Annotated in this window: 15 protein-coding genes; 8 read left to right on the forward strand and 7 right to left on the reverse strand. The window is 69.6% G+C overall.

The genetic code is table 11. The features are described 5' to 3' along the window. Positions 1–2 precede the first annotated feature (2 nt). Positions 3–1,850: a phosphoenolpyruvate carboxykinase (GTP) gene (locus QA861_RS15755; RefSeq protein WP_334588954.1), complete on the reverse strand. Its 1,848-nt coding sequence runs from the start codon at positions 1,848–1,850 to the stop codon at positions 3–5. Positions 1,851–2,199: 349 nt separating this feature from the next. Here QA861_RS15755 and trhA point away from each other — a divergent pair, with 349 nt between their 5' ends. The 3 genes from trhA (at position 2,200) to QA861_RS15770 (ending at position 5,240) form a co-directional block, all read left to right on the forward strand. Further along, a complete protein-coding gene (trhA, locus tag QA861_RS15760; RefSeq protein ID WP_334588955.1) occupies positions 2,200–2,919 on the forward strand; it encodes a PAQR family membrane homeostasis protein TrhA in 720 nt (239 codons plus the stop codon). Positions 2,920–3,034: 115 nt separating this feature from the next. Next, positions 3,035–4,609 carry an MFS transporter gene (locus QA861_RS15765; protein ID WP_334588956.1) on the forward strand — a complete coding sequence of 525 codons (1,575 nt, stop codon included), beginning with the start codon at positions 3,035–3,037 and terminating at the stop codon, positions 4,607–4,609. 4 nt (positions 4,610–4,613) lie between these two features. Further along, positions 4,614–5,240, forward strand: a complete 627-nt coding sequence (locus tag QA861_RS15770; RefSeq protein WP_334588957.1) for a TetR/AcrR family transcriptional regulator — start codon at positions 4,614–4,616, stop codon at positions 5,238–5,240. A gap of 355 nt (positions 5,241–5,595) precedes the next feature. On the opposite strand, the gene QA861_RS15775 is transcribed toward QA861_RS15770, so the two are convergent. Further along, positions 5,596–6,522, reverse strand: a complete 927-nt coding sequence (locus QA861_RS15775) for a helix-turn-helix domain-containing protein (RefSeq protein WP_334588958.1) — start codon at positions 6,520–6,522, stop codon at positions 5,596–5,598. A gap of 174 nt (positions 6,523–6,696) precedes the next feature. On the opposite strand from QA861_RS15775, the gene QA861_RS15780 reads away from it, so the two are divergent. Beyond that, on the forward strand, positions 6,697–8,043 hold the full coding sequence (locus QA861_RS15780; protein ID WP_334588959.1) for an aldehyde dehydrogenase family protein: 1,347 nt from the start codon (positions 6,697–6,699) through the stop codon (positions 8,041–8,043). A 322-nt stretch (positions 8,044–8,365) separates the two neighbouring features. Continuing rightward, positions 8,366–9,478, forward strand: a complete 1,113-nt coding sequence (locus QA861_RS15785) for an alkene reductase (protein WP_334588960.1) — start codon at positions 8,366–8,368, stop codon at positions 9,476–9,478. A gap of 318 nt (positions 9,479–9,796) precedes the next feature. Here the strand turns inward: QA861_RS15785 and QA861_RS15790 are convergent, their stop codons facing one another. Together QA861_RS15790 and QA861_RS15795 are read right to left on the reverse strand one after the other, a co-directional pair. After that, a complete protein-coding gene (locus QA861_RS15790) occupies positions 9,797–11,830 on the reverse strand; it encodes a thioredoxin domain-containing protein (RefSeq protein WP_334588961.1) in 2,034 nt (677 codons plus the stop codon). 30 nt (positions 11,831–11,860) lie between these two features. Next, the gene (locus tag QA861_RS15795) at positions 11,861–12,541 is read right to left on the reverse strand and encodes a hypothetical protein (protein WP_334588962.1); all 681 of its coding nucleotides are present in this window, start codon (positions 12,539–12,541) and stop codon (positions 11,861–11,863) included. Positions 12,542–12,796: 255 nt separating this feature from the next. On the opposite strand from QA861_RS15795, the gene QA861_RS15800 reads away from it, so the two are divergent. Further along, positions 12,797–16,069 (forward strand): tetratricopeptide repeat protein, encoded by a 3,273-nt coding sequence (locus QA861_RS15800; protein ID WP_334588963.1) that lies wholly within the window; start codon positions 12,797–12,799, stop codon positions 16,067–16,069. 53 nt (positions 16,070–16,122) lie between these two features. Here the strand turns inward: QA861_RS15800 and QA861_RS15805 are convergent, their stop codons facing one another. Together QA861_RS15805 and mca are read right to left on the reverse strand one after the other, a co-directional pair. Further along, a complete protein-coding gene (locus QA861_RS15805; protein ID WP_334588964.1) occupies positions 16,123–16,422 on the reverse strand; it encodes a hypothetical protein in 300 nt (99 codons plus the stop codon). After that, the gene (gene mca / locus QA861_RS15810) at positions 16,415–17,275 is read right to left on the reverse strand and encodes a mycothiol conjugate amidase Mca (protein ID WP_334590566.1); all 861 of its coding nucleotides are present in this window, start codon (positions 17,273–17,275) and stop codon (positions 16,415–16,417) included. The genes QA861_RS15805 and mca overlap by 8 nt, the downstream gene beginning before the upstream one ends. A 147-nt stretch (positions 17,276–17,422) precedes the next feature. Here mca and QA861_RS15815 point away from each other — a divergent pair, with 147 nt between their 5' ends. Beyond that, positions 17,423–17,821: a DUF4307 domain-containing protein gene (locus tag QA861_RS15815; RefSeq protein ID WP_334588965.1), complete on the forward strand. Its 399-nt coding sequence runs from the start codon at positions 17,423–17,425 to the stop codon at positions 17,819–17,821. Positions 17,822–18,012: 191 nt separating this feature from the next. Further along, the gene (gene greA, locus QA861_RS15820) at positions 18,013–18,510 is read left to right on the forward strand and encodes a transcription elongation factor GreA (RefSeq protein ID WP_334588966.1); all 498 of its coding nucleotides are present in this window, start codon (positions 18,013–18,015) and stop codon (positions 18,508–18,510) included. 93 nt (positions 18,511–18,603) lie between these two features. Here the strand turns inward: greA and QA861_RS15825 are convergent, their stop codons facing one another. Continuing rightward, a complete protein-coding gene (locus tag QA861_RS15825; RefSeq protein WP_334590567.1) occupies positions 18,604–19,383 on the reverse strand; it encodes an ABC transporter permease in 780 nt (259 codons plus the stop codon). Positions 19,384–19,387: the final 4 nt, after the last annotated feature.

The raw sequence follows: 19,387 nt of genomic DNA on the forward strand, positions 1-19,387 counted from the left end.
TCCTAACCCAGGCGCCGCACCAGCGCCCGGTACTCGTCCCACAGCTCCTTCGGGGTGTGGTCGCCGAACGTGTTGAGGTGGTCGGGAACCAGGGCCGCCTCCTCGCGCCACACGTCCTTGTCGACCGTGAGCAGGAAGTCGAGGTCGGACTCGGAGAGTTCGAGACCGTCCGTGTCGAGCGCGCCCTTGGCCGGCAGCACACCGATCGGCGTGGCGACACCCTCGGCCCTGCCGTCCAGCCGGTCCACGATCCACTTCAGGACCCGGCTGTTCTCACCGAAGCCGGGCCACACGAACTTGCCCTCGTCGTTCTTGCGGAACCAGTTGACGTAGTAGATCTTCGGCAGCTTGGACTGGTCCTTGTCCTTCGCCACGTCGATCCAGTGCGCCATGTAGTCGCCCATGTTGTAGCCGCAGAACGGCAGCATGGCGAAGGGGTCGCGGCGCAGCTCGCCGACCTTGCCCTCGGCGGCGGCCGTCTTCTCGGAGGCCACGTTCGCGCCCAGGAAGACACCGTGGTTCCAGTCGAAGGACTCCGTGACGAGGGGTACGGCGGTGGCGCGCCGCCCGCCGAACAGGATCGCCGAGATCGGCACACCCCGCGGGTCCTCCCACTCGGGCGCGATGATCGGGCACTGGGCGGCCGGGGTGGTGAACCGGGCGTTGGGATGGGCGGCCGGAACGCCTGTGGACGGCGTCCACTCGTTGCCCTTCCAGTCGGTCAGATGGGCCGGAGTCTCCTCCGTCATGCCCTCCCACCAGACGTCGCCGTCGTCGGTCAGCGCCACGTTCGTGAAGACCGAGTTCCCCCACAGCGTCTTCATCGCGTTGGCGTTGGTGTGCTCACCGGTGCCGGGCGCGACGCCGAAGAAACCGGCCTCGGGGTTGATGGCGTAGAGCCGGCCGTCCTCACCGAAGCGCATCCAGGCGATGTCGTCGCCGATCGTCTCGACGGTCCAGCCACTGACCGTCGGCTCCAGCATCGCGAGGTTCGTCTTGCCGCAGGCCGACGGGAAGGCCGCCGCCACGTACTTCGACTCGCCCTGCGGGGGCGTGAGCTTGAGGATCAGCATGTGCTCGGCGAGCCAGCCCTCGTCGCGCGCCATGACGGACGCGATGCGCAGGGCGTAGCACTTCTTGCCGAGCAGCGCGTTGCCGCCGTACCCGGAGCCGTACGACCAGATCTCGCGGCTCTCCGGGAAGTGTGAGATGTACTTCGTGGAGTTGCACGGCCACGGCACGTCGGCCTCGCCCTCGGCCAGCGGCGCCCCGAGCGTGTGCACAGCACGCACGAAGAAACCGTCACTGCCGAGTTCGTCGAGGACCGCGCTGCCCATGCGCGTCATCGTGCGCATGGAGACGGCGACGTACGCCGAGTCGGTGATCTCCACGCCGATCGCGGAGAGGTCCGAACCCAGCGGACCCATGCAGAACGGGACGACGTACATCGTCCGGCCCTTCATCGAGCCGCGGAAGACCCCCTTCTCCCCCGCGAAGATGTCCCGCATCTCGGCGGGATCCTTCCAGTGGTTGGTCGGTCCCGCGTCCTGCTCCTTCTCGGAGCAGATGAAGGTGCGGTCCTCGACACGCGCGACATCGGTCGGGTCGGAGGCCGCGTAGTAGGAGTTGGGGCGTTTGACCGGGTCCAGTTTCCTGAAGGTGCCCTTTTGGACGAGCTCTTCGCACAGTCGCTCGTACTCGGTCTCGGATCCGTCACACCAGACCACGTTGTCCGGCTGCGTCAGTTCTGCGATCTCGTTGACCCACGAGACCAGTTGCTTGTGGTTCGTCGGGACGGTGTCGGAGAGGAAGGTGCCAGAAAGAACGGGAGCCGCGATGTCGCGCGCCACGATTGCTCCTTGAATGAGGGTTTTTTTGTTGACTGCCCCTTGGGGGCCGCGACCCGGATGCTTCACGGTGATGATCAATGGCGCTCATCCGGTGCCGACTGCACTCATTTGATCATCCGACTGGAGCGCCCATCTGTCCATAGGGCCTCACACCTGAGCGACGTGACCATCGCCACTCACCCCGCGCCCACCCGTACGTTTCCTCCGGGTCATCACGTATTCACCTGGAGCGTCCGGGACTCGGTGTCCACGATCCGAGACTCAACGCACATGAGAGGCCGGCCACTTCCACCCCCTCCCGCCGCCGGGCTGACGCGTAACTTACGGTTACGTAGGTACGATGGCCGTCATGACTGCGTCCGCCCCCGATGCGCCTCTGGACTCGCCGGCCGCCGGCCGCGGTCCCCTGGCGCTCTCGCTGCCACATTCCGATGAGATCAAGCCCAAGCTGCGAGGCTGGCTCCATCTCGGCATGTTTCCGGCCGTGCTGATCTCGGGCCTGGTGCTCACCGCGCTCGCCAGTTCGAGCCGGGCGCGCATCGCCTGCGGCATCTTCACCCTCACCGCCTGCCTGCTGTTCGGCGTGAGCGCGCTCTACCACCGGGGCACCTGGAGCCCGCGCATGGACGGTGTCCTGCGCAGACTCGACCACGCGAACATCTTCCTGATCATCGCGGGCACGTACACCCCGCTGACGATGCTGCTGCTCCCGGCGAGCCAGGGGCAGTGGCTCCTGTGGGGCATCTGGGGCGCGGCCGTGGCCGGCATCGCCTTCCGTGTGTTCTGGGTCGGCGCCCCGCGCTGGCTCTACACCCCCTGCTACATCGCGATGGGCTGGGCCGCCGTCTTCTTCCTGCCGGACTTCATGCGCGCGGGCGGTATCGCCGTCCTGGTGCTGGTCATCGTCGGCGGGCTCCTCTACAGCGCGGGCGGCGTGATCTACGGGCTCAAGCGTCCCAACCCGTCACCGCGGTATTTCGGCTTCCACGAGGTGTTCCACTCCCTCACCCTGGCGGCCTTCGTCGCGCACTACATCGGCATCTCGATGGTGGCGTACCAGCACGGGTAATCCCTGACCTTCCCTCCCCCCGGACGGCCACGACTTCCGAGTCGCGGCCGTCTTCTGCATGCCCTCACACCGAACGAATTGACAGTCTCCACCTTTTGAGAGTTACTCTCATTTCATGGCTACTGTCACTGACGCAGACACCGGCACAGACACCACCCCACCCCTCGACCCCCGTCGCTGGTGGGCCCTGGGTGCCCTGGTCGCGAGCATGCTCGTCCTCGGCTTCGACATGACGATCCTCAACGTGGCGCTGCCGACCATGGCCGCGCAGCTCGGCGCCGGCACCGGGGAACAGCAATGGATGGCGGACGCCTACATCGTCGTGTTCGCGGCGCTCATGCTCCCCGCCGGTCTTCTCGGCGACCGCTTCGGGCGGCGCCGGATGCTCATCGCCGGGCTCGGGGTCTTCCTCGCGGGGTCACTCGTCGGCGCGCTGGCGGGTGACGTCAACTGGATCGTCGCGGCCCGCGCGCTGATGGGTGTGGGCGCGGCCCTGGTCATGCCCCTGGCCCTCTCCGTCCTGCCCTCGCTCTTCCCGTCCCACGAGCGCACCAAGGCCGTCGGCGTCATCTCGGCCGGCTCCGCGCTCGGCATGCCGCTGGGCCCGATCATCGGCGGCTGGCTGCTCAACCACTTCTGGTGGGGCTCGGTCTTCCTGATCAACGTCCCGATGGTCGCCATCGGCATCGCGGCCTGCGTGTTCCTTCTCCCCGAGACCCGCGACCCGGCCTCCCCCAAGGTGGACGTGGCCTCCACCGCGCTCACGGCGACGGGCCTGGGCGCGCTCATCTACGCGATCATCGAGGCCCCGACCCGAGGCTGGACGAACGCCCTGGTCGTCGCCCTGTTCACCGCGGCCGTCGTACTCCTCACGGCCCTCGTCCTGCGCGAGCGCCGCGCCACCCGCCCCATGCTCGACATGACACTGCTCTCCCATCGGGGCTTCCTGCTGAACGCGGTCGCGTCGACGCTGGTGATGTTCGTCCTCTCCGGCCTGATGTTCGTCCTGCCGCCGTATCTCCAGGCGGTCCTGGGCACGGACGCCCTGGGGACGGGCGTACGGCTGCTGCCGCTGATGGCCGGCCTGTCGGTGGCCGCACGGGCGGCCCAGCCCGTGAACGCCCGGTTCGGCTCGCGGGCGACCGTGACCGCAGGTCTGGTGGTCCTGGCCTTCTCGGCGATCCTCGGCAGCCGTACGACGGTCGACTCGGGCTACGGCTACACCGCCCTGTGGCTGACCATCGCCGGCCTCGGCTTCGGCTTCGCGGTCGTCCCGGCCATGGACGGCGCCCTTGCCGCGCTGCCCTCCGACCGCGCGGGCAGCGGTTCCGGGCTCCTGATGACGCTGCGCCAGGTCGGCGGCGCGATCGGTATCGCGCTGCTGGGCAGCCTGCTGGCGAGCACCTTCCGCGACCGCCTCGACGTCACGGGCCTGCCCGCCCGCCTGGCGGACACGGCCGGCGACTCGGTGGTGGCGGCCCATCTGATCGCCGGGAGGACGGGGTCGGCGCGGCTCCTGACCTCCGCGAACAGTGCGTACGTCCATGGCATGGGCGTCGTCCTGCTGGTGAGCGGAGTAGCGGCTCTGGTGGCGGCGCTGCTGGCGGGGGCGTTCCTCCCCAACACCCCGCCGCACACCGGGGCCGCCGACCCGGACATGGCGGCCGACTCACCCGATGGCCGACAATGAGCGCATGACGGCCGCACGCACCTCCCCCCTCGCCGACCGCCCCCAGCTGGGACTCCGTGAGCGGAAGAAGATCAAGACCCGGATGGCGATCCGTGCCGCGACGTACGAACTGATCGGGAACCAGGGGTACGACGCCACGACGGTCGAGCAGATCGCCGAGCGCGCCGAGGTGTCGCAGTCCACCGTCTTCCGCTACTTCCCCACCAAGGAGGACATCGTGCTCACCGACGAGTACGACGCCGTGATGGAGGAGGAACTGCGCAGGCGCCCGGCGGACGAACCATGGCTCGACTCACTGCGGTACATCCTGAAGAAGGCCGTCGGCCTCAGCAGGGCCGAGGAGCCCGAGGTGACCCGGCTGCGCAGTCGGCTGATGGTGGAGGTCCCGGCGGTCCGCTCCCGCATGATCGAGAGCATGTCCGAAACCGGGCGCCTCCTCTGCCGCGTCATCGCGGAGCGCACCGGCCGCGACCCCGCCGACCTGGAGGTCCGCGTCTACGCCATGTCCCTGATCGGCGGCCTGGCCGAGATCACCGTCTACTGGGCGCAGAACGAGTTCAGGGACAGCCTGCCCGACCTGGTGGACCGCGCGGTGAACGTCTTCGAACAGGGCTTGCCGACCCTGCGGTGACCTGCGGTGCTTTCGGCGCCGGCCCGGGTTCGTGCCACCCACCCACCCGTTTACTGCATCCGTCCGACTTCGGTCATGCGCCGTTGAGCAGTCCACCGGCAATCGTCCGACGTCATGTCGATCACGGGTTGGCGGGTGCGTTTCACTCGCCGAGAACTGGCGTGGCCGCGCGAAGCGACCCCGTTGCGACTACGGAAGGGAAACACCGACCTGCGCAGCGGCGGCGCCGTTCTCTCCACTGCCTACCCGCAGCACGCCCGCGCCGTCCTGAATCCGACACCGCCCCCGGAGGCGTCTGGCGGGCGAAAGGACGCTGGGCGTGGCGCGCGGCCGACTACCGATGATCAAGGGAAGTTCATCGAGCCGTGCGTGCCGGCGGCATCCCGGCTCCCGCCCTTGTCGCGTCGGTGCCCCAGCTGGCCAGCAGTCGTAGTGCCTCCGCCGACGGGGAACCGGGTTCGGCGTGGTACGTCGCCAGCGTCTGTTCGTGGTCGTCGGCCAGGTGGAACGACTCGAGGCGGAGGTCGAGTTCGCCGACGAGCGGGTGGTGCAGGCGCTGGATGCTGTGGCACTTGTCCTTGACGTCGTGGGCGGCCCACAGCCTCCTGAACTCCTCGCTCTTCACGGAGAGTTCGCCCACCAGCGCGGACAGCCGGGGGTCGTTGGGATGGGAGCCGGCGTCCATGCGTAGCTGAGAGACGACGTCGTTCGCTTTGTGGTCCCAGTCCACGAACAGGTCGCGGTACTCGGGCCTGAGGAACACCAGCCGCGCCCAGTTCCGCTCGTGCGCGGGCAGCTCGGCCCAGTCGCCGAAGACCGCCGCGGCCATCCGGTTCCAGGCGAGGATGTCCGAGCGCCGCCCGACGAGGATCGCCGGGCCGCCCTCCATGGTGTCCAGCAGCGTCCGCAGGGGGCCCCGCACCTGCTGGGTGCGGCCGGCCGGCTTCTTCTTCTGCTGTTTCGGCTTCGCCAGGTGTGTGAGGTGGGCGTGCTCGGCGTCGCTCAGCCTGAGGGCGCGGGAGATGGCGTCGAGGACCTCCGCCGACACGTGCTGCCCGTTGCCCTGCTCCAGTCGCGTGTAGTACCCCACCGACACCCCGGCCAGCTGCGCCAGCTCCTCGCGGCGCAGCCCCGGCACCCGCCGGTACCGTCCGAAGTCCGGCAGGCCCACGTCCTCCGGCTTCAGCCGGGCCCGCCGGGTGCGCAAGAACTCACTGAGCTCGGCACGCGGGTCCAGAGCGCCGTCGACGGGCTCGTGCACCGGTTCGGGGTATTCGTCCATGCCTCCGAGTATCCACGGTCGGACACACACCAGCCTGCCCCAGCCAGTGGTAGGCACAGCGGATGTACACAAGGCCGTGACCTGGGTGAATACCGGAGCGTCCAGCACGCTGGAGACCGAGCCCGGCTGGAAGGCAGCCGGGGCGTGGCTTGCATCAAGAACGGAGCACACCCCATGACCGCAACACAGGGGACCGAGTCGAGGACGCACCGGACCGAAACGGCCGCGGAGGTGGTCGGCCGCCTTCGTGCGACGTTCAACACCGGCGTCACCCGCGGACTGGACTGGCGCGTCGACCAGCTGCAGCGACTGCGGGCCCTGCTGGTCGAAAACGAGCAGGAGCTGCTCGATGCGCTCTGGGCGGATCTGAGGAAGAACGCCGCCGAGGCGAAGATGCAGGAGATCGACTTCACCGTTGCCGACATCGACGAGACGCTGGCGAATCTCGAGAGCTGGCTTGAGCCTCGTCCGGTGGAGGTTCCTGCCCACTTCGGCCCCACGACAACGGCTTACACCACGTACGACCCGCTCGGGGTCGTCCTGGTGATCGCTCCGTGGAATTTCCCGCTGCACCTTCTCATCGACCCCATCATCGGCGCACTGGCCGCCGGAAACACCGTGGTGGCCAAGCCGAGCGAGATGTCGGTGCACACATCGGCAGTGGCTTCACGCCTTCTGCGCCAGTACTTCGACGCCGCCGTGCTCACCGTGGTCGAGGGAGGCGCCGAGGAGACCACGGACCTCCTGGCACAGCGTTTCGACCACATCTTCTACACGGGCAATGGCACGGTCGGCCGGATCGTCATGGCCGCCGCCGCCAAGAACCTCACCCCCGTCACGCTCGAACTCGGAGGCAAGTCACCGGTCTTCGTGGCACCTGAGGCCGACGTGGACGAGACCGCCAAGCGGCTGGTCGGCGCCAAGTTCGGCAACGCGGGGCAGCAGTGCATAGCCCCCGACTACGTACTGGCCGATCCTGCCACCGCCGCCGCACTGGTTCCCGCCCTCCGCGCGGCGGTCGAAGCTCAGTTCGGCTCCACCCCGCAGACCGCGGCCGGCTTCGGCCGGATCATCAACGAGCGGCACTTCGACCGGCTCACGCGTCTGCTGGATTCCGGCCGGGCGGCGGTGGGAGGCCGGCACGACCGCGACGACCTGTTCATCGCACCGACCGTGCTCACCGACGTCGACCCCGCATCCCCGGTCATGCAGGAGGAGATCTTCGGCCCGATCCTCCCCGTCGTCGAAGTCGCCGACCTCGATGCCGCCATCGGCTTCATCAACGAACGCGACAAGCCCCTCGCGCTCTACGCCTTCACCACGTCCGAGGCCACCAAGTCGCGCCTCGTGAACGAGACGTCCTCCGGCGGCGTGGCCTGGGGCCAGCCGGTGATGCAACTGCTCATGCCCGGCCTGCCTTTCGGTGGCGTCGGCGAAAGCGGCACGGGCCGGTACCACGGTCGATACTCCCTCGAGACGTTCAGCCACCTCAAGGGTGTCGCGGACGTGCCGCTCAGCTAGCCTCGCGCTTTCGTGAAGCAGGCGGCCCGATGGGCGATCGCGTTCCAGGTGAGCCGTGTATCGGTCCTCTTCGCGCCTCTCAGCGCCTCTTCGCGGGGGCGCGTCGAGGGAGTCGGTCGGGGCGCGGTCGGCAGAAACCGATCCGTACCGACTCCGGCGGGCAGTTGCGCCTGACCGGCGTCGACGCCGACGCCGACGGCATGTGGGCTCTCACCGCGTTCGCCGCCGACACCACCCACACCCCGATCGCGGTCCTGGAACCGCGTCACCGTCAGTGGACCTTCATCCCGTTTTTCTCCGTATTACAGAAAGAAAGAAACCCATGACTGTCAACATTTCAGACGTTTCGTCCGTTCCCTCGCTTTTCTCCCCCGTCGCCCTCGGGAAGATCGAGCTCGCCAACCGCATCGTCATGGCACCGGTGACCCGGGTCCGGGCCGGTTCCTCCGGCATCCCCGGGGACCTGATGGTCGAGTACTACCGGCAGCGGGCGAGCGCCGGAATGATCATCACCGAGGGCACCTACCCCGACCACGCGTCGCAGGGGTATGTCGGTGAGCCGGGCATCGCCACCGACGAGCAGGCGGCCGGCTGGCAGCGGGTGTTCGAGGCGGTGCACGCCAACGGCGGCCGCATCGTCCTGCAGATCATGCACGCCGGCCGCGGCACCCACCCCGACATCAACGGCGGACGCCGCGTCCTCGCCCCCAGCGCGATCGCCATCGACAACAAGACGTTCACCGAGAAGGGCGAGCAGCCCTACCCCGTACCGGAAGCGATGACCACCGCAGAGATCCGGGCAGCCGTGGAGGACTTCGTCGCCGCGGCTCGCCGGGCCATCGAGGCGGGAGCGGACGGCGTGGAAATCCACGGCGCCAACGGCTACCTGCTCCAGGAGTTCCTCTCCCCGGCGGCCAACCAGCGCACCGACGGATACGGCGGCTCGCCGCAGAACCGCACCCGCTTCGTCGTCGAGGTCGTCACGGCGGTCGCCCAGGCCGTCGGTGCCGAGCGGGTCGGGCTGCGGATCTCGCCGGAGGTCGACCTCGGGGACGTCTTCGAGACCGACCGGGACGACGTCCTGGCCACCTACGGCACCCTGCTCGACCAACTGCGCCCGCTGGGCCTGGCCTATCTCTCCGTACTGCACGCCGAGCCGGGCGGCGACCTGGTACAGGAGCTGCGGCGGCGCTTCGACGGCAAGCTGATCGTCAACAGCGGCCCCTTCGGGGGGCAGACCACCCGCGAGCAGGCGCTCCAGCAGATCGAGGCCGACCACGCCGACGCCGTGGTCGTGGGCCGGGCCCTCATCGCCAACCCCGACCTGGTCGAGCGCTGGCAGGGTGGCCACCCGGAGAACGAGCCGCGGCCGGAACTGTTCTACGGGCCGGGCGCCGAGGGCTACACCGACTACCCCTTCCTCGAAACGGCTTGAGGCCCACGGTCACGCCTGTCCATGCGGCAGCCCCACTGCCCCATGGACAGGCACCCGACCGGCGACACTGTGCCCGCCCTTTTGAGCCCGCGGCCCCACCGGCGATCACCGGCGATCACCGGCTCGAGGCCCGTCGGGTCCGTCAGGGCGTTGACGGTCCGCAGGCTCGCACCCCCCCCCCAGCCCGTCCGGCGTTTGAGGACGAGGCCCCTTCAGGGCCGAAGCGGGGGGTCTGGGGGCGCAGCCCCCAGGGACAGGATGGGACGGGTAGGGGCGGCGGGGGCGAAAACCTGCCCCCTCGATCCACCCGCCCCCGAATCAACCACGCAGCGCGATACGCAACCGCTCCGGATCCGTCGTCGGAGCATCACAGGTGAAGTTCCGGCAGACATACGCGGCCGGCTCACCCCCGACGAGCGGCCTCCCGGCCAGCAACGGCAACTCCTCACTGTCCACGCTCCCCACCGCGACCACGGCCCCCGGAGCGGTAGCGAGCAGTGCCGTACGGTGCAGCGCGACGGTGGCCGGATCACCGAGCGACGGCCCCACCACCGCGACCTCCCGAGGCCCGTCGAGCAGCGCCTCCGCGACAGCGAGCCCCCACCCGATGAACCGGGGCACACGCGGCCCGAGCGCCTTCACCACCCCGAGCGCCCGTTCGGCGGCGGCCCGATGAGGCGCGGCACCGGTCTGCGCCGCATACCCGAGCAGCGCCCCCGCCGCCGCGGTCCACCCGGAGGGCACCGCGTTGTCGGTCGGGTCCTGAGGCCGCCGGATGAGCTGCTCGGCATCGCTGGCCGTGTCGTACAGGGACCCCGACTCCGCGTCGACGAACCGCACGAGCACATGGTCGAGCAGGAACCCGGCGAACTCCAGCCACACCCCCTCCCCCGTCACGGAGGCGAGGGCGAGGAACCCTTCGGCGACATCGGCGTAGTCCTCCAACACCCCGGCGTTCGCCCCGACTTGGCCGTCCTTGCTGGTGCGGGCGAGGTGGGCCCGGTCGTCCAGGTGAACCCGTACGAGAAGGTCGGCGGCGGCGAGGGCGGCGTCGACGAGGTCGGGCCGCTCGAAGTAGGCGCCGGTCTCGGCGAGCGCGGCGATCGTGAGCCCGTTCCAGGCGGCGACCACCTTGTCGTCCCGCCCGGGCGCGGGCCGCTCACGGCGAGCTGCGAGCAACCGCGCCTTGACGGAGTCGACCTTCTCGGCGTCGAACACGCCCTCGTGCTGCGGGAGTTGGAGAACCGAGGCGCCCTCCTCGAAGGTGCCGTCCGCCGTGACCCCGAAGTACTGCGCGGCGAGCTCCGCGTCCTCGGCGCCCAGCACCTCGGTGAGCTGGGCCGGTGTCCAGACGTAGTAGGCGCCTTCGACGTGCTTGCCGGTCCCGTCGTCGCTGTCGGCGTCGAGCGCGGAAGCGAACCCCCCTTCGGCGGTGCGGAGTTCACGCACCAGGAAGTCGGCGGTCTCCAGGGCGACGCGCCGGGCGAGTTCGGAACCGGTGGCTCGCCAGAGGTGGGCGTAGACGCGGCACAGCAGCGCGTTGTCGTACAGCATCTTCTCGAAGTGGGGCACGACCCACTCCCGGTCGACGGAGTACCGGGCGAAGCCGCCGCCGAGCTGGTCGTAGATCCCGCCCCGGGCCATGCGCTCACAGGTGTCCTGGGCCATCTGCAGCGCCCCCTCGGACCCCGTACGGGCGCCGTGCCGCAGCAGGAACTCCAGGACCATGGACGGCGGGAACTTGGGGGCGCCGCCGAATCCGCCGCGCTGCGCGTCGTACTCCCGGGTCAACCCGAGCAGCGCACGCGCCTGGTCCTCCTCGCCGGGGGACTCGGTGTCTCCGTACCCGATCTCCCGCCCGGCCAGATCCCGCACGATCTTCTGCGCGACCTCGGCGACCTCGTCGCGCCGGTCGGTCCAGGCTCCCCGGACCCCTTCCAGCACCTCCCGGAAGGAGGGCATACCGCTGCGGGGCTCGGGCGGGAAGTAGGTGCCGAAGTAGAAGGGTTCGGCGTCGGGCGTGAGGAACACCGTCATGGGCCAGCCGCCCTGGCCGGTGGCCGCCTGGACGGCCTCCATGTAGACGGCGTCGACGTCGGGGCGCTCCTCGCGGTCGACCTTGACGCTGACGAAGTGCTCGTTGAGGTAGTCGGCGGTGGCCTGGTCCTCGAAGGACTCGTGCGCCATGACATGGCACCAGTGGCAGCTGCTGTACCCGACGCTCAGCAGGACCGGTTTGCCGCTGCTCCGCGCCTCCGTGAACGCCTCTTCCGACCAGGGCCACCAGTCGACCGGGTTGTCGGCGTGCTGGAGGAGATAGGGGGAGGTCTCATGGGCCAGTCGGTTCGCCATGGGGTCCATCCTGCCGCAGGACCCGACGCGTCAGGCGCCAGGCGTGTCCCAGACGGTGATGTTCAGTTTTCCGGTGCCGGTGGTCGGCGCGGTGACGACTTTCAGGTAGGCGACGCGGCCTTTGCCGGTCATCAGGCAGAAGCGGCCACCTGGCTTCGCGTCCGCCGTGTAACTGCCCGCCTCCTGCACGGCGTCGGCACACTCACCGGCTGTCGGGGCGGCGCCGGAGTCGGGCAGGGGAGCCAGGTTGGACGCGGAGTCCGGCACGAACAGACCGAGGGACGTGCCGAAGATGATGTCCGCGCTCTTGTTGGAGTTGCCCATCACGATCGGTCCGGACCCGTCCAGGTCGATGTACGACCCCGTGTCGGTCATATCGGCATCGACGGTCTCCGGCCCGTACAGCGCCTTCTGCGCCGTCTGCGCCTCAGGGGTCTTCGGGGGCGCCGGAGCCGGCTGCTCCTGGCCGGTGGCATCCGCCGACGCGGACGACCGGGTCGGCGTCGGCGCCACGTTCTCGTCGGCCCTGTCGTCGGACGAGTTCGGCCGGCTCACCAGCAACGTGACGAGCAGTCCCACGACAGGGATGACGATGCCGACGACCCACCAGGCCCAGCGCGGCGGCTGCGGCGGTGGGGGCGGCGGTGCCTGCGGTGTCGTGTACCACTGCCCGTGCGGCGGACCGCCGGGTGGCGGGTTCACGCTGCTCATGTCCTGATCTCCCCGTTCGATGTCTGCGATCACGATAGCCGTGCGGCGAACCTCCCGCAGCAGCCACATCTGCCGCATCAGTTCCATCTGCCGCGTCAACCGGAGTGACCGGCACGGCGATCGGGGCCCCACGCCCCCTCGCCCCGATGCGCCGTCCGCAGGACACTTGACCAAGGAACCACCGACGACAAGCCGTTGCTGCCGAAGAGCCGTCAGATTGCTGCCAGTCAGATCGCTGCCAGAGGGGGACACACCATGCGGGACAGCCACCGGGCGGAAGCCGAGCGGCTGTTGGGCCGGGCCGTGGAGGAAGAGGTACGGCGATCCGGGGGGCGTACCGACGGGAGTGTGCTGCTCACGCGGGCGCGCGGGGCGCTGGACGCCATGGCGCAGTCGTCCGCTGAGGAGTACGAGGCGTACACGCGGGCGCTCGACGAGGCGAAGGCCGGGCAGCTCACCTTCGGGCAGCGCTACGCCCGGGAGGGGGCCGGAACTCCCCTGCTGGTGGCGGCTGTCGCCGCGCTCGCGGCGGCCATCGCCGACCTTGCCCTCGGCACCGGGACGGGCACCGCCGTGGGCGCGGCGCTGACCGTGGGCGTGGTGGGCGCCGTCGCGACCGTCCTGAAGGTGACCGCCTCCCATGTGCCGGCCGCTCACCGTCGCGCCGGCGCGGTGAGTCAGCCCGGTGGTCCCGAGCAGCTGCGGCTGAGCTGGCTGACGGCGCTGGAGGTACGCGGTATCCGCCCGTTCCTCGACCAGCAGCGGGTGCTCAGCGCGTCCACCGGGCCGAAGAAGGCGGGGCCGAAGCTGCGCGGCAGCGACAAGAGCGCGGCGGCCCGCAGTCGCAGCGTCCTGGAGCAGTCGTTCGCCCAACTCCCTGATCCGGACGAGCCGTTCGCTGGCCGGCGGCAGGAACTGGCCCGTATCCGGCAGTGGGTGCACGCGGCCCGCGCGAGTACGGAGACCCGGCCGACCCTGGTCGTCCTGCACGGCGCGTCCGGCAGTGGCCGCAGCGCACTCGCGATCCACGCGGCGCACGATCTGCGGGACCAGTTCCGGGGCGCGTGCGTGGTGGATCTGCGCGGCGACAGCCCGGAGGAGGCACCGCTGCCCACCCGGGACGCCCTGCTGCATCTGCTGAACCGGCTCGGCGCGTCCCGCGAGCAGTTGCTGTTCCGTGAGCGTTCGTCACCGGAGCAGCAGGTCAGAAGGCTGAGCGAGCTGTACAACCAGCATCTCACCAGTGTCCCGGTGACGATCGTCCTGGACGACGCCCAGGACCCCGAGCAGGTCCGCACCCTCGTCCCGGAGCGCTCCGACAGCCTCGTCATCGTCACCGCCCGCGAGCCCCTCGCCCTCCCGGACGACCTGCCCTTCTGGGTGCATCAGCTGCCCGTCGAGGCCCTGGACGCGGCGGGCGCGGAGGAACTGCTGAACGCGTCCGCGCAATCGGAACCGGGGCCGGGACCGACATCCGGGTCTGCGGCAGGGGCAGGTGCGGGGGGAGGGCCGGGGCCGGGGCCGGATCCGTACGACGCCGAATCCGAAGAGCGGATACGGGAGTTGTGCGGCGGGTTGCCTCTCGCCCTGCGTATCGCGGGCTCCTCCCTCGGGTCGCGCAGCCGGCGTCAACTGGCCACGGACCTGGGCGCGTACGGCCCGGTGGAGCCGGTCGAGCGGGTGCTGTGGCTGCGCTACACCGACCAGTCGGAACAGGGGCGGCGGCTGCTGCGCAGGCTGGCGCTGGCCGGGCGGGCCTCGCTCGGCGCCGCCGCGGCGGCGTCCCTGCTGGCCACGGACCGGACGGAGGCGACCCGTCAGCTGGACGCGCTCGCCCGCGCGGGCCTGATCGACCATGTCCGGGGCAGCCGTTACCGTCTGCACGACCTGGTCCGCGCCTTCGCGCAGGCCCGTCTCCTGGACGAGGAGGAACCGGCGGAGCGCACGGCCGCGCAGGAACGCCTGATCGTCAGCTACGGCGAGCTGGCCGACTCGGTGCTGCGCCTGGTCGACGGCAACATGTCGACCCGCTCGGACCGCTTCAGCCCGCACGGCTTCACCTCCCTCGACGAGGCGCTGCGCTGGCTGGACGACGAGTCGAGCTTCATCACGGCGACGCTGCGCCACGCGGAGGGCGTCAACCAGGCCGCCGTACTCAACCTGCTGGGCGCCCTGTGCGACTACTGCCTGCTGCGCGGCGACCTCTACCGGCTCGGCGAGATCAGCGAGCTCGCGGAGTCGGTGGACCAGGGGCTGCTGGTCCGTTCCGTGCAGTGGCGTACGGGTATCGCGGCACGTCAGCTGGGCGAGCTGGACAAGGCGCGTACGACGCTCACCTCGGTCGTCGAGCTGTATATGGAGGCCCATCACGACGCGGGCGCCGCCCGGGCGCTGTGCTCGTTGGGCATCACGCTGCACCACCAGGGCAACCTGGTCGAGGCGGCGGCGAAGCTCCAGGAGGCCCTGGATCTCCAGCAGGCCCCCGAACTGGCGACCGACCGCGCCTGGACGATGCACGCCCTCGCCGCCGTCGAACGCGACCGCTCCCGCCTCGCCGAGGCCTGGGACCTGCTGACCCGTTCCCTGGTCCTGCACCGCGAGGGCGAGTCGCTCCACGGCGAGGCATGGGCCCACTTCCAGCTCGGCCAGCTGGGCCTGCGGATGGGCGACGTACCGCGTGCCGAGTCCGAACTGCGTACGGCCCTCGATCTGTACGGCCGTACGCGCGACGCCCGTGGCGAGGCCTGGGCGCTGACCCAGCTGGCCCGGGCCCGGCTGGTCGCCGGGGACGCGTCGGCGGCGGTGGACGGGCTGCGGCGGGCGGCGGCGGTCCACCGGGACAACGAGGACGCGCGCGGTGAGGCGTGGTCGGTCTACTACCTGGGCCAGTCCCTGGAGGAGACCGGCAACCTGGATCTGGCCGTTCGCGAGCTGGAACGTTCGCGCACGATGTTCTCCCGCATCCGGGACGTCTACGGACTGGCCTGCGCACGCCATCACTCGGCGCGCGTCACCCGTGACCAGCGGGCGGTCCAGACGGGCTCGCTGCGCAACTCGGGGTTCGCCCGCCAGCTCCTGGTGGACGCCCGCGCCGACTTCCAGCGCATCGGGGTGGCCCACGGCGAGGCCTGGACCTGTCTGGAGCTGGCGGTGGTCGACGCGGGCAACACCCGGACCCAGCAGGCGCTGGCCCTCTGCGACGAGGCGATCGGCCTGTTCACCTCGTACGGCGACCGGCGCGGCGAGGACTGGGCGCGCTTCCTGCGCTGCACTCTCCTGCCGTACGCGGCCCCCGGCGGCGTCGACATCGGCACGGCGGTGGCCCAGGAGGAGCTGACCCAGCTCTCGCGTGGCCGCCACCCGTCCCGCGACGAGAAGCTCGACGACTACGTCGACGCCTACCAGCTTCTCCTGGAGCGCGGCGTGGCCCTGGAGTCGGGCTGGCAGGCATGGCGTCTGGGCATGATCCCGAACCGGCACGCCCGGGAGGTCATGGGAGTGCCGGTGGCGGCGGCCGGCCGGCGGTAGGCCGGCGGTGGGCGGGAGGTGCGGTCACCGGGTGCCGGCCACCCGGTGCGGCCTCACTCCCGCGCGGATCCTTTGGCGGACCCCTTGGCGGCTCCGTCGACCGTTTCCTTGGCCTCTGCCTTGGCCGCTTCGTCGGCGGCGCCGGGGGTCTTCCCAGGGTCCGGCGCCTCCTTGAACTCGATCCTGCCCATCTGCTTGTTCATGGACTTCATCAGGGCCCACACGGCGAGAGCCATCACCGCGAACACGATGAAGCCGAGGACACCAGGGGTCACCTTGTCCTCGTCGACCTCCGCCGCGAAGGAGACGAGGTGCGTCATTGCCAGGCTTGCGCTTGCGCTCATGTCAGGCATTGTCGCGGATGCCCGCAAAGAGGTCGTCCTCGGGGAGGGAAGTGTCCACGAGCGACTTCGCCAGCTCGTACTCCTCCGTCGGCCAGACCTCCTTCTGAAGCTCCATCGGCACCCGGAACCAGCCCCCGTCGGGGTCGATCTGCGTGGCGTGGGCGATCAGCGCCTTGTCCCGGATCTCGAAGAACTCCGCGCACGGGACATGCGTGGTCAGCGTGCGTTCGGTGCGCTCGAACTCCGACCACCGCTTCAGCCAGTCCCCGTACGGCGACTCCATCCCGCGCTCGATCAGCGCGTTGTGCAGCGCCTCGGTGCGCGGCCGGTTGAAGCCCTGGTTGTAGTACAGCTTCTGCGGCTGGTACGCCGGGCCGAACTCCGACTCCGGGTACTTCTCGGTGTCCGCCGCGCCCTCGAAGGCCACCATCGAGATCTTGTGGGTCATGATGTGGTCCGGGTGCGGGTACCCGCCGTTCTCGTCGTAGGTGGTGATCACCTGCGGACGGAACGCGCGGATCTGCTTCACCAACTCCCCGGCCGCCTTGTCCACGTCCTCCAGGGCGAAGCAGCCCTCGGGGAGCGGGGGCAGCGGGTCGCCCTCCGGGAGGCCGGAGTCGACGAAGCCGAGCCACTCCTGCTTGATGCCGAGGATCTCGCGGGCCTCGTCCATCTCCTTCTTGCGTACCTCGTGGATGTGCTCCTCGATGTACTTGTCGCCCTGCAGCTTCGGGTTGAGGATGGATCCGCGCTCCCCGCCCGTGCAGGTCACGACGTGCACGTCCACCCCCTCGGACACGTACTTCGCCATGGTGGCCGCACCCTTGCTCGACTCGTCGTCGGGGTGCGCGTGCACGGCCATCAGTCGCAGCTGGTCAGTCAAGACTCAATCCTCAGTAAGTCGGCGCCCGGTGTGAGCGGGTGCGATGTGCGGCTTCTATAGTGACCGAACAGAGCGGCCAATAATTCCGGGGCCCGGCTTTCCAGGGCTCTCGCGGAGAGGACGATCATGAGTACGGCGACCACGCCACTGCCCGAGGGACGGTACGGCCGCTCCACGGACGAGCGTGCCGACCGCACACTCAAGATCGCCGCCACCGCGCTCGGAGCGGTACTGCTCGTCGTGGTCGGCTGGTTCGGCTACCACTACGTCGTCGGCACCAGGATCAGTGCCGAGATCATCACCTTCAAGACGTACGAGGACTCGGTCAGGGTTCATCTGGAGGTCCGCAAGGACTCCGGTACCAACGGCTACTGCACGGTCCGCTCCCAGGCCGAGAACGGCGCCGAGGTCGGCCGCGCCGACTTCCGCTTCGACGGCGACGCCACCCGCATCGACAAGGCCGTCACGCTCCGTACGACGTCCCAGGGCACCACCGCCGAGCTGCTCGGCTGCCACGCCGACTGAGGCCGCCGCCGGGAAATCGGCGGGGTCACTCTCATCACACAACCACTGACCTGCGTCGACATACTTCTGACGGCTTATGTCCTCCCCCTGCCGCCGCTGAATTGTTAGGCTCGTGGTTTCGCCCATCCGTGAAGGAACATTCTTCTTGGTAGGGCGTTGCTTTGTATTCCCAGTAACTACGAGGAGCACCTGTGACCCAGACCAGCGAGAACGTCACCTGGCTGACCCAGGAGGCGTACAACAAGCTCAGGGACGAGCTTGAGCACCTTACTGGTCCTGCGCGCACGGAGATCTCCGCCAAGATCGCCGCCGCGCGTGAGGAGGGCGACCTGCGCGAGAACGGCGGGTACCACGCGGCCAAGGAGGAGCAGGGCAAGCAGGAGCTCCGTGTGCGCCAGCTGACCCAGCTCCTGGAGAACGCGAAGGTCGGCGAGGCTCCGGCGGCGAACGGCACGGTCGCGCCCGGCATGGTCGTGACCATCGCCTTCGACGGCGACGAGGACGACACGCTGACCTTCCTGCTCGCCTCCCGCGAGTACGCCAGCTCCGACATCGAGACCTACTCGCCGCAGTCCCCGCTGGGCCGGGGAGTGAGCGACAAGAAGGTCGGCGCGGACGCCCAGTACGAGCTGCCCAACGGCAAGCTCGCCACGGTGAAGATCCTCAAGGCCGTGCCCTACCAGTCCTGACCTTTCGGATCCGACCCTTCCGGTCCTTCGGGATCCCTTGCTTCGGCCCTTGCGAGCCCCCGGCGCCCTCCTGGCGCCGGGGGCATCGTCATGTCAGCTCTCCACCCGGCGGTACTTGCGGACCGCGAGCGACCGGAAGACGACGATGATCACGACCGACCAGATCAGCGACGCCCACACCGGATGCTGCATGGGCCAGGCGCTGGACGCCTCGAAGCCCGGGGGAAGGTTTCCGAACAGCTCCCGCGCGGCCTGCACGGTGGCGCTGAAGGGGTTCCACTCCGCTATGTGCCGCAGAAATGTCGGCATCTGGTTGGCGTCCACGAACGCGTTCGAGATGAACGTCAGCGGGAACAGCCAGATCAGCCCGCCCGAGGTCGCCGCCTCGGGCGTGCGCACGGACAGGCCGATGAGCGCGCCGATCCACGAGAACGCGTAACCGAGCAGCAGAAGCAGGCCGAATCCGGCGAGCACCTTGCCGATGTTCTCGTGCGTACGCCAGCCGATGATCAGGGCCACGATCGACAGGACGACGAGAGTGAGCGCCGTCTGCACCAGGTCGGCCACCGTGCGGCCCGTCAGCACGGCCCCCCGGGCCATGGGCAGCGACCGGAATCTGTCGATGAGCCCCTTGTGCATGTCGTCGGCGATGCCCGCACCCGCGCCCGCGGTGGCGAAGGTGACGGTCTGCGCGAAGATGCCCGCCATCAGGAACTCGCGGTAGTCCTGAGTGGAGATGGACGAACCCACCTGGATCGAGCCGCCGAACACATAGGTGAACAACACGACGAACATGATGGGCTGGAACAGCCCGAAAATGATCATCTCGGGAATGCGGCCCATCCGGATCAGGTTCCGGCGGGCGATGATCATCGAA

The sequence above is a fragment of the Streptomyces sp. B21-083 genome, assembly GCF_036898825.1.
Classification (GTDB): Bacteria; Actinomycetota; Actinomycetes; order Streptomycetales; family Streptomycetaceae; genus Streptomyces.

Coding starts and splice junctions, on each gene's coding strand:
- QA861_RS15805 (WP_334588964.1), bottom strand. CDS start 16,422: ATGCCTGACATGAGCGCAAGCGCAAGCCTGGCAATGACGCACCTCGTC.
- trhA (WP_334588955.1), top strand. CDS start 2,200: ATGACTGCGTCCGCCCCCGATGCGCCTCTGGACTCGCCGGCCGCCGGC.
- QA861_RS15790 (WP_334588961.1), bottom strand. CDS start 11,830: ATGGCGAACCGACTGGCCCATGAGACCTCCCCCTATCTCCTCCAGCAC.
- QA861_RS15795 (WP_334588962.1), bottom strand. CDS start 12,541: ATGAGCAGCGTGAACCCGCCACCCGGCGGTCCGCCGCACGGGCAGTGG.
- QA861_RS15780 (WP_334588959.1), top strand. CDS start 6,697: ATGACCGCAACACAGGGGACCGAGTCGAGGACGCACCGGACCGAAACG.
- QA861_RS15825 (WP_334590567.1), bottom strand. CDS start 19,383: ATGATCATCGCCCGCCGGAACCTGATCCGGATGGGCCGCATTCCCGAG.
- mca (WP_334590566.1), bottom strand. CDS start 17,275: ATGGCCGTGCACGCGCACCCCGACGACGAGTCGAGCAAGGGTGCGGCC.
- QA861_RS15765 (WP_334588956.1), top strand. CDS start 3,035: ATGGCTACTGTCACTGACGCAGACACCGGCACAGACACCACCCCACCC.
- QA861_RS15785 (WP_334588960.1), top strand. CDS start 8,366: ATGACTGTCAACATTTCAGACGTTTCGTCCGTTCCCTCGCTTTTCTCC.
- QA861_RS15775 (WP_334588958.1), bottom strand. CDS start 6,522: ATGGACGAATACCCCGAACCGGTGCACGAGCCCGTCGACGGCGCTCTG.
- QA861_RS15770 (WP_334588957.1), top strand. CDS start 4,614: ATGACGGCCGCACGCACCTCCCCCCTCGCCGACCGCCCCCAGCTGGGA.
- QA861_RS15815 (WP_334588965.1), top strand. CDS start 17,423: ATGAGTACGGCGACCACGCCACTGCCCGAGGGACGGTACGGCCGCTCC.
- QA861_RS15800 (WP_334588963.1), top strand. CDS start 12,797: ATGCGGGACAGCCACCGGGCGGAAGCCGAGCGGCTGTTGGGCCGGGCC.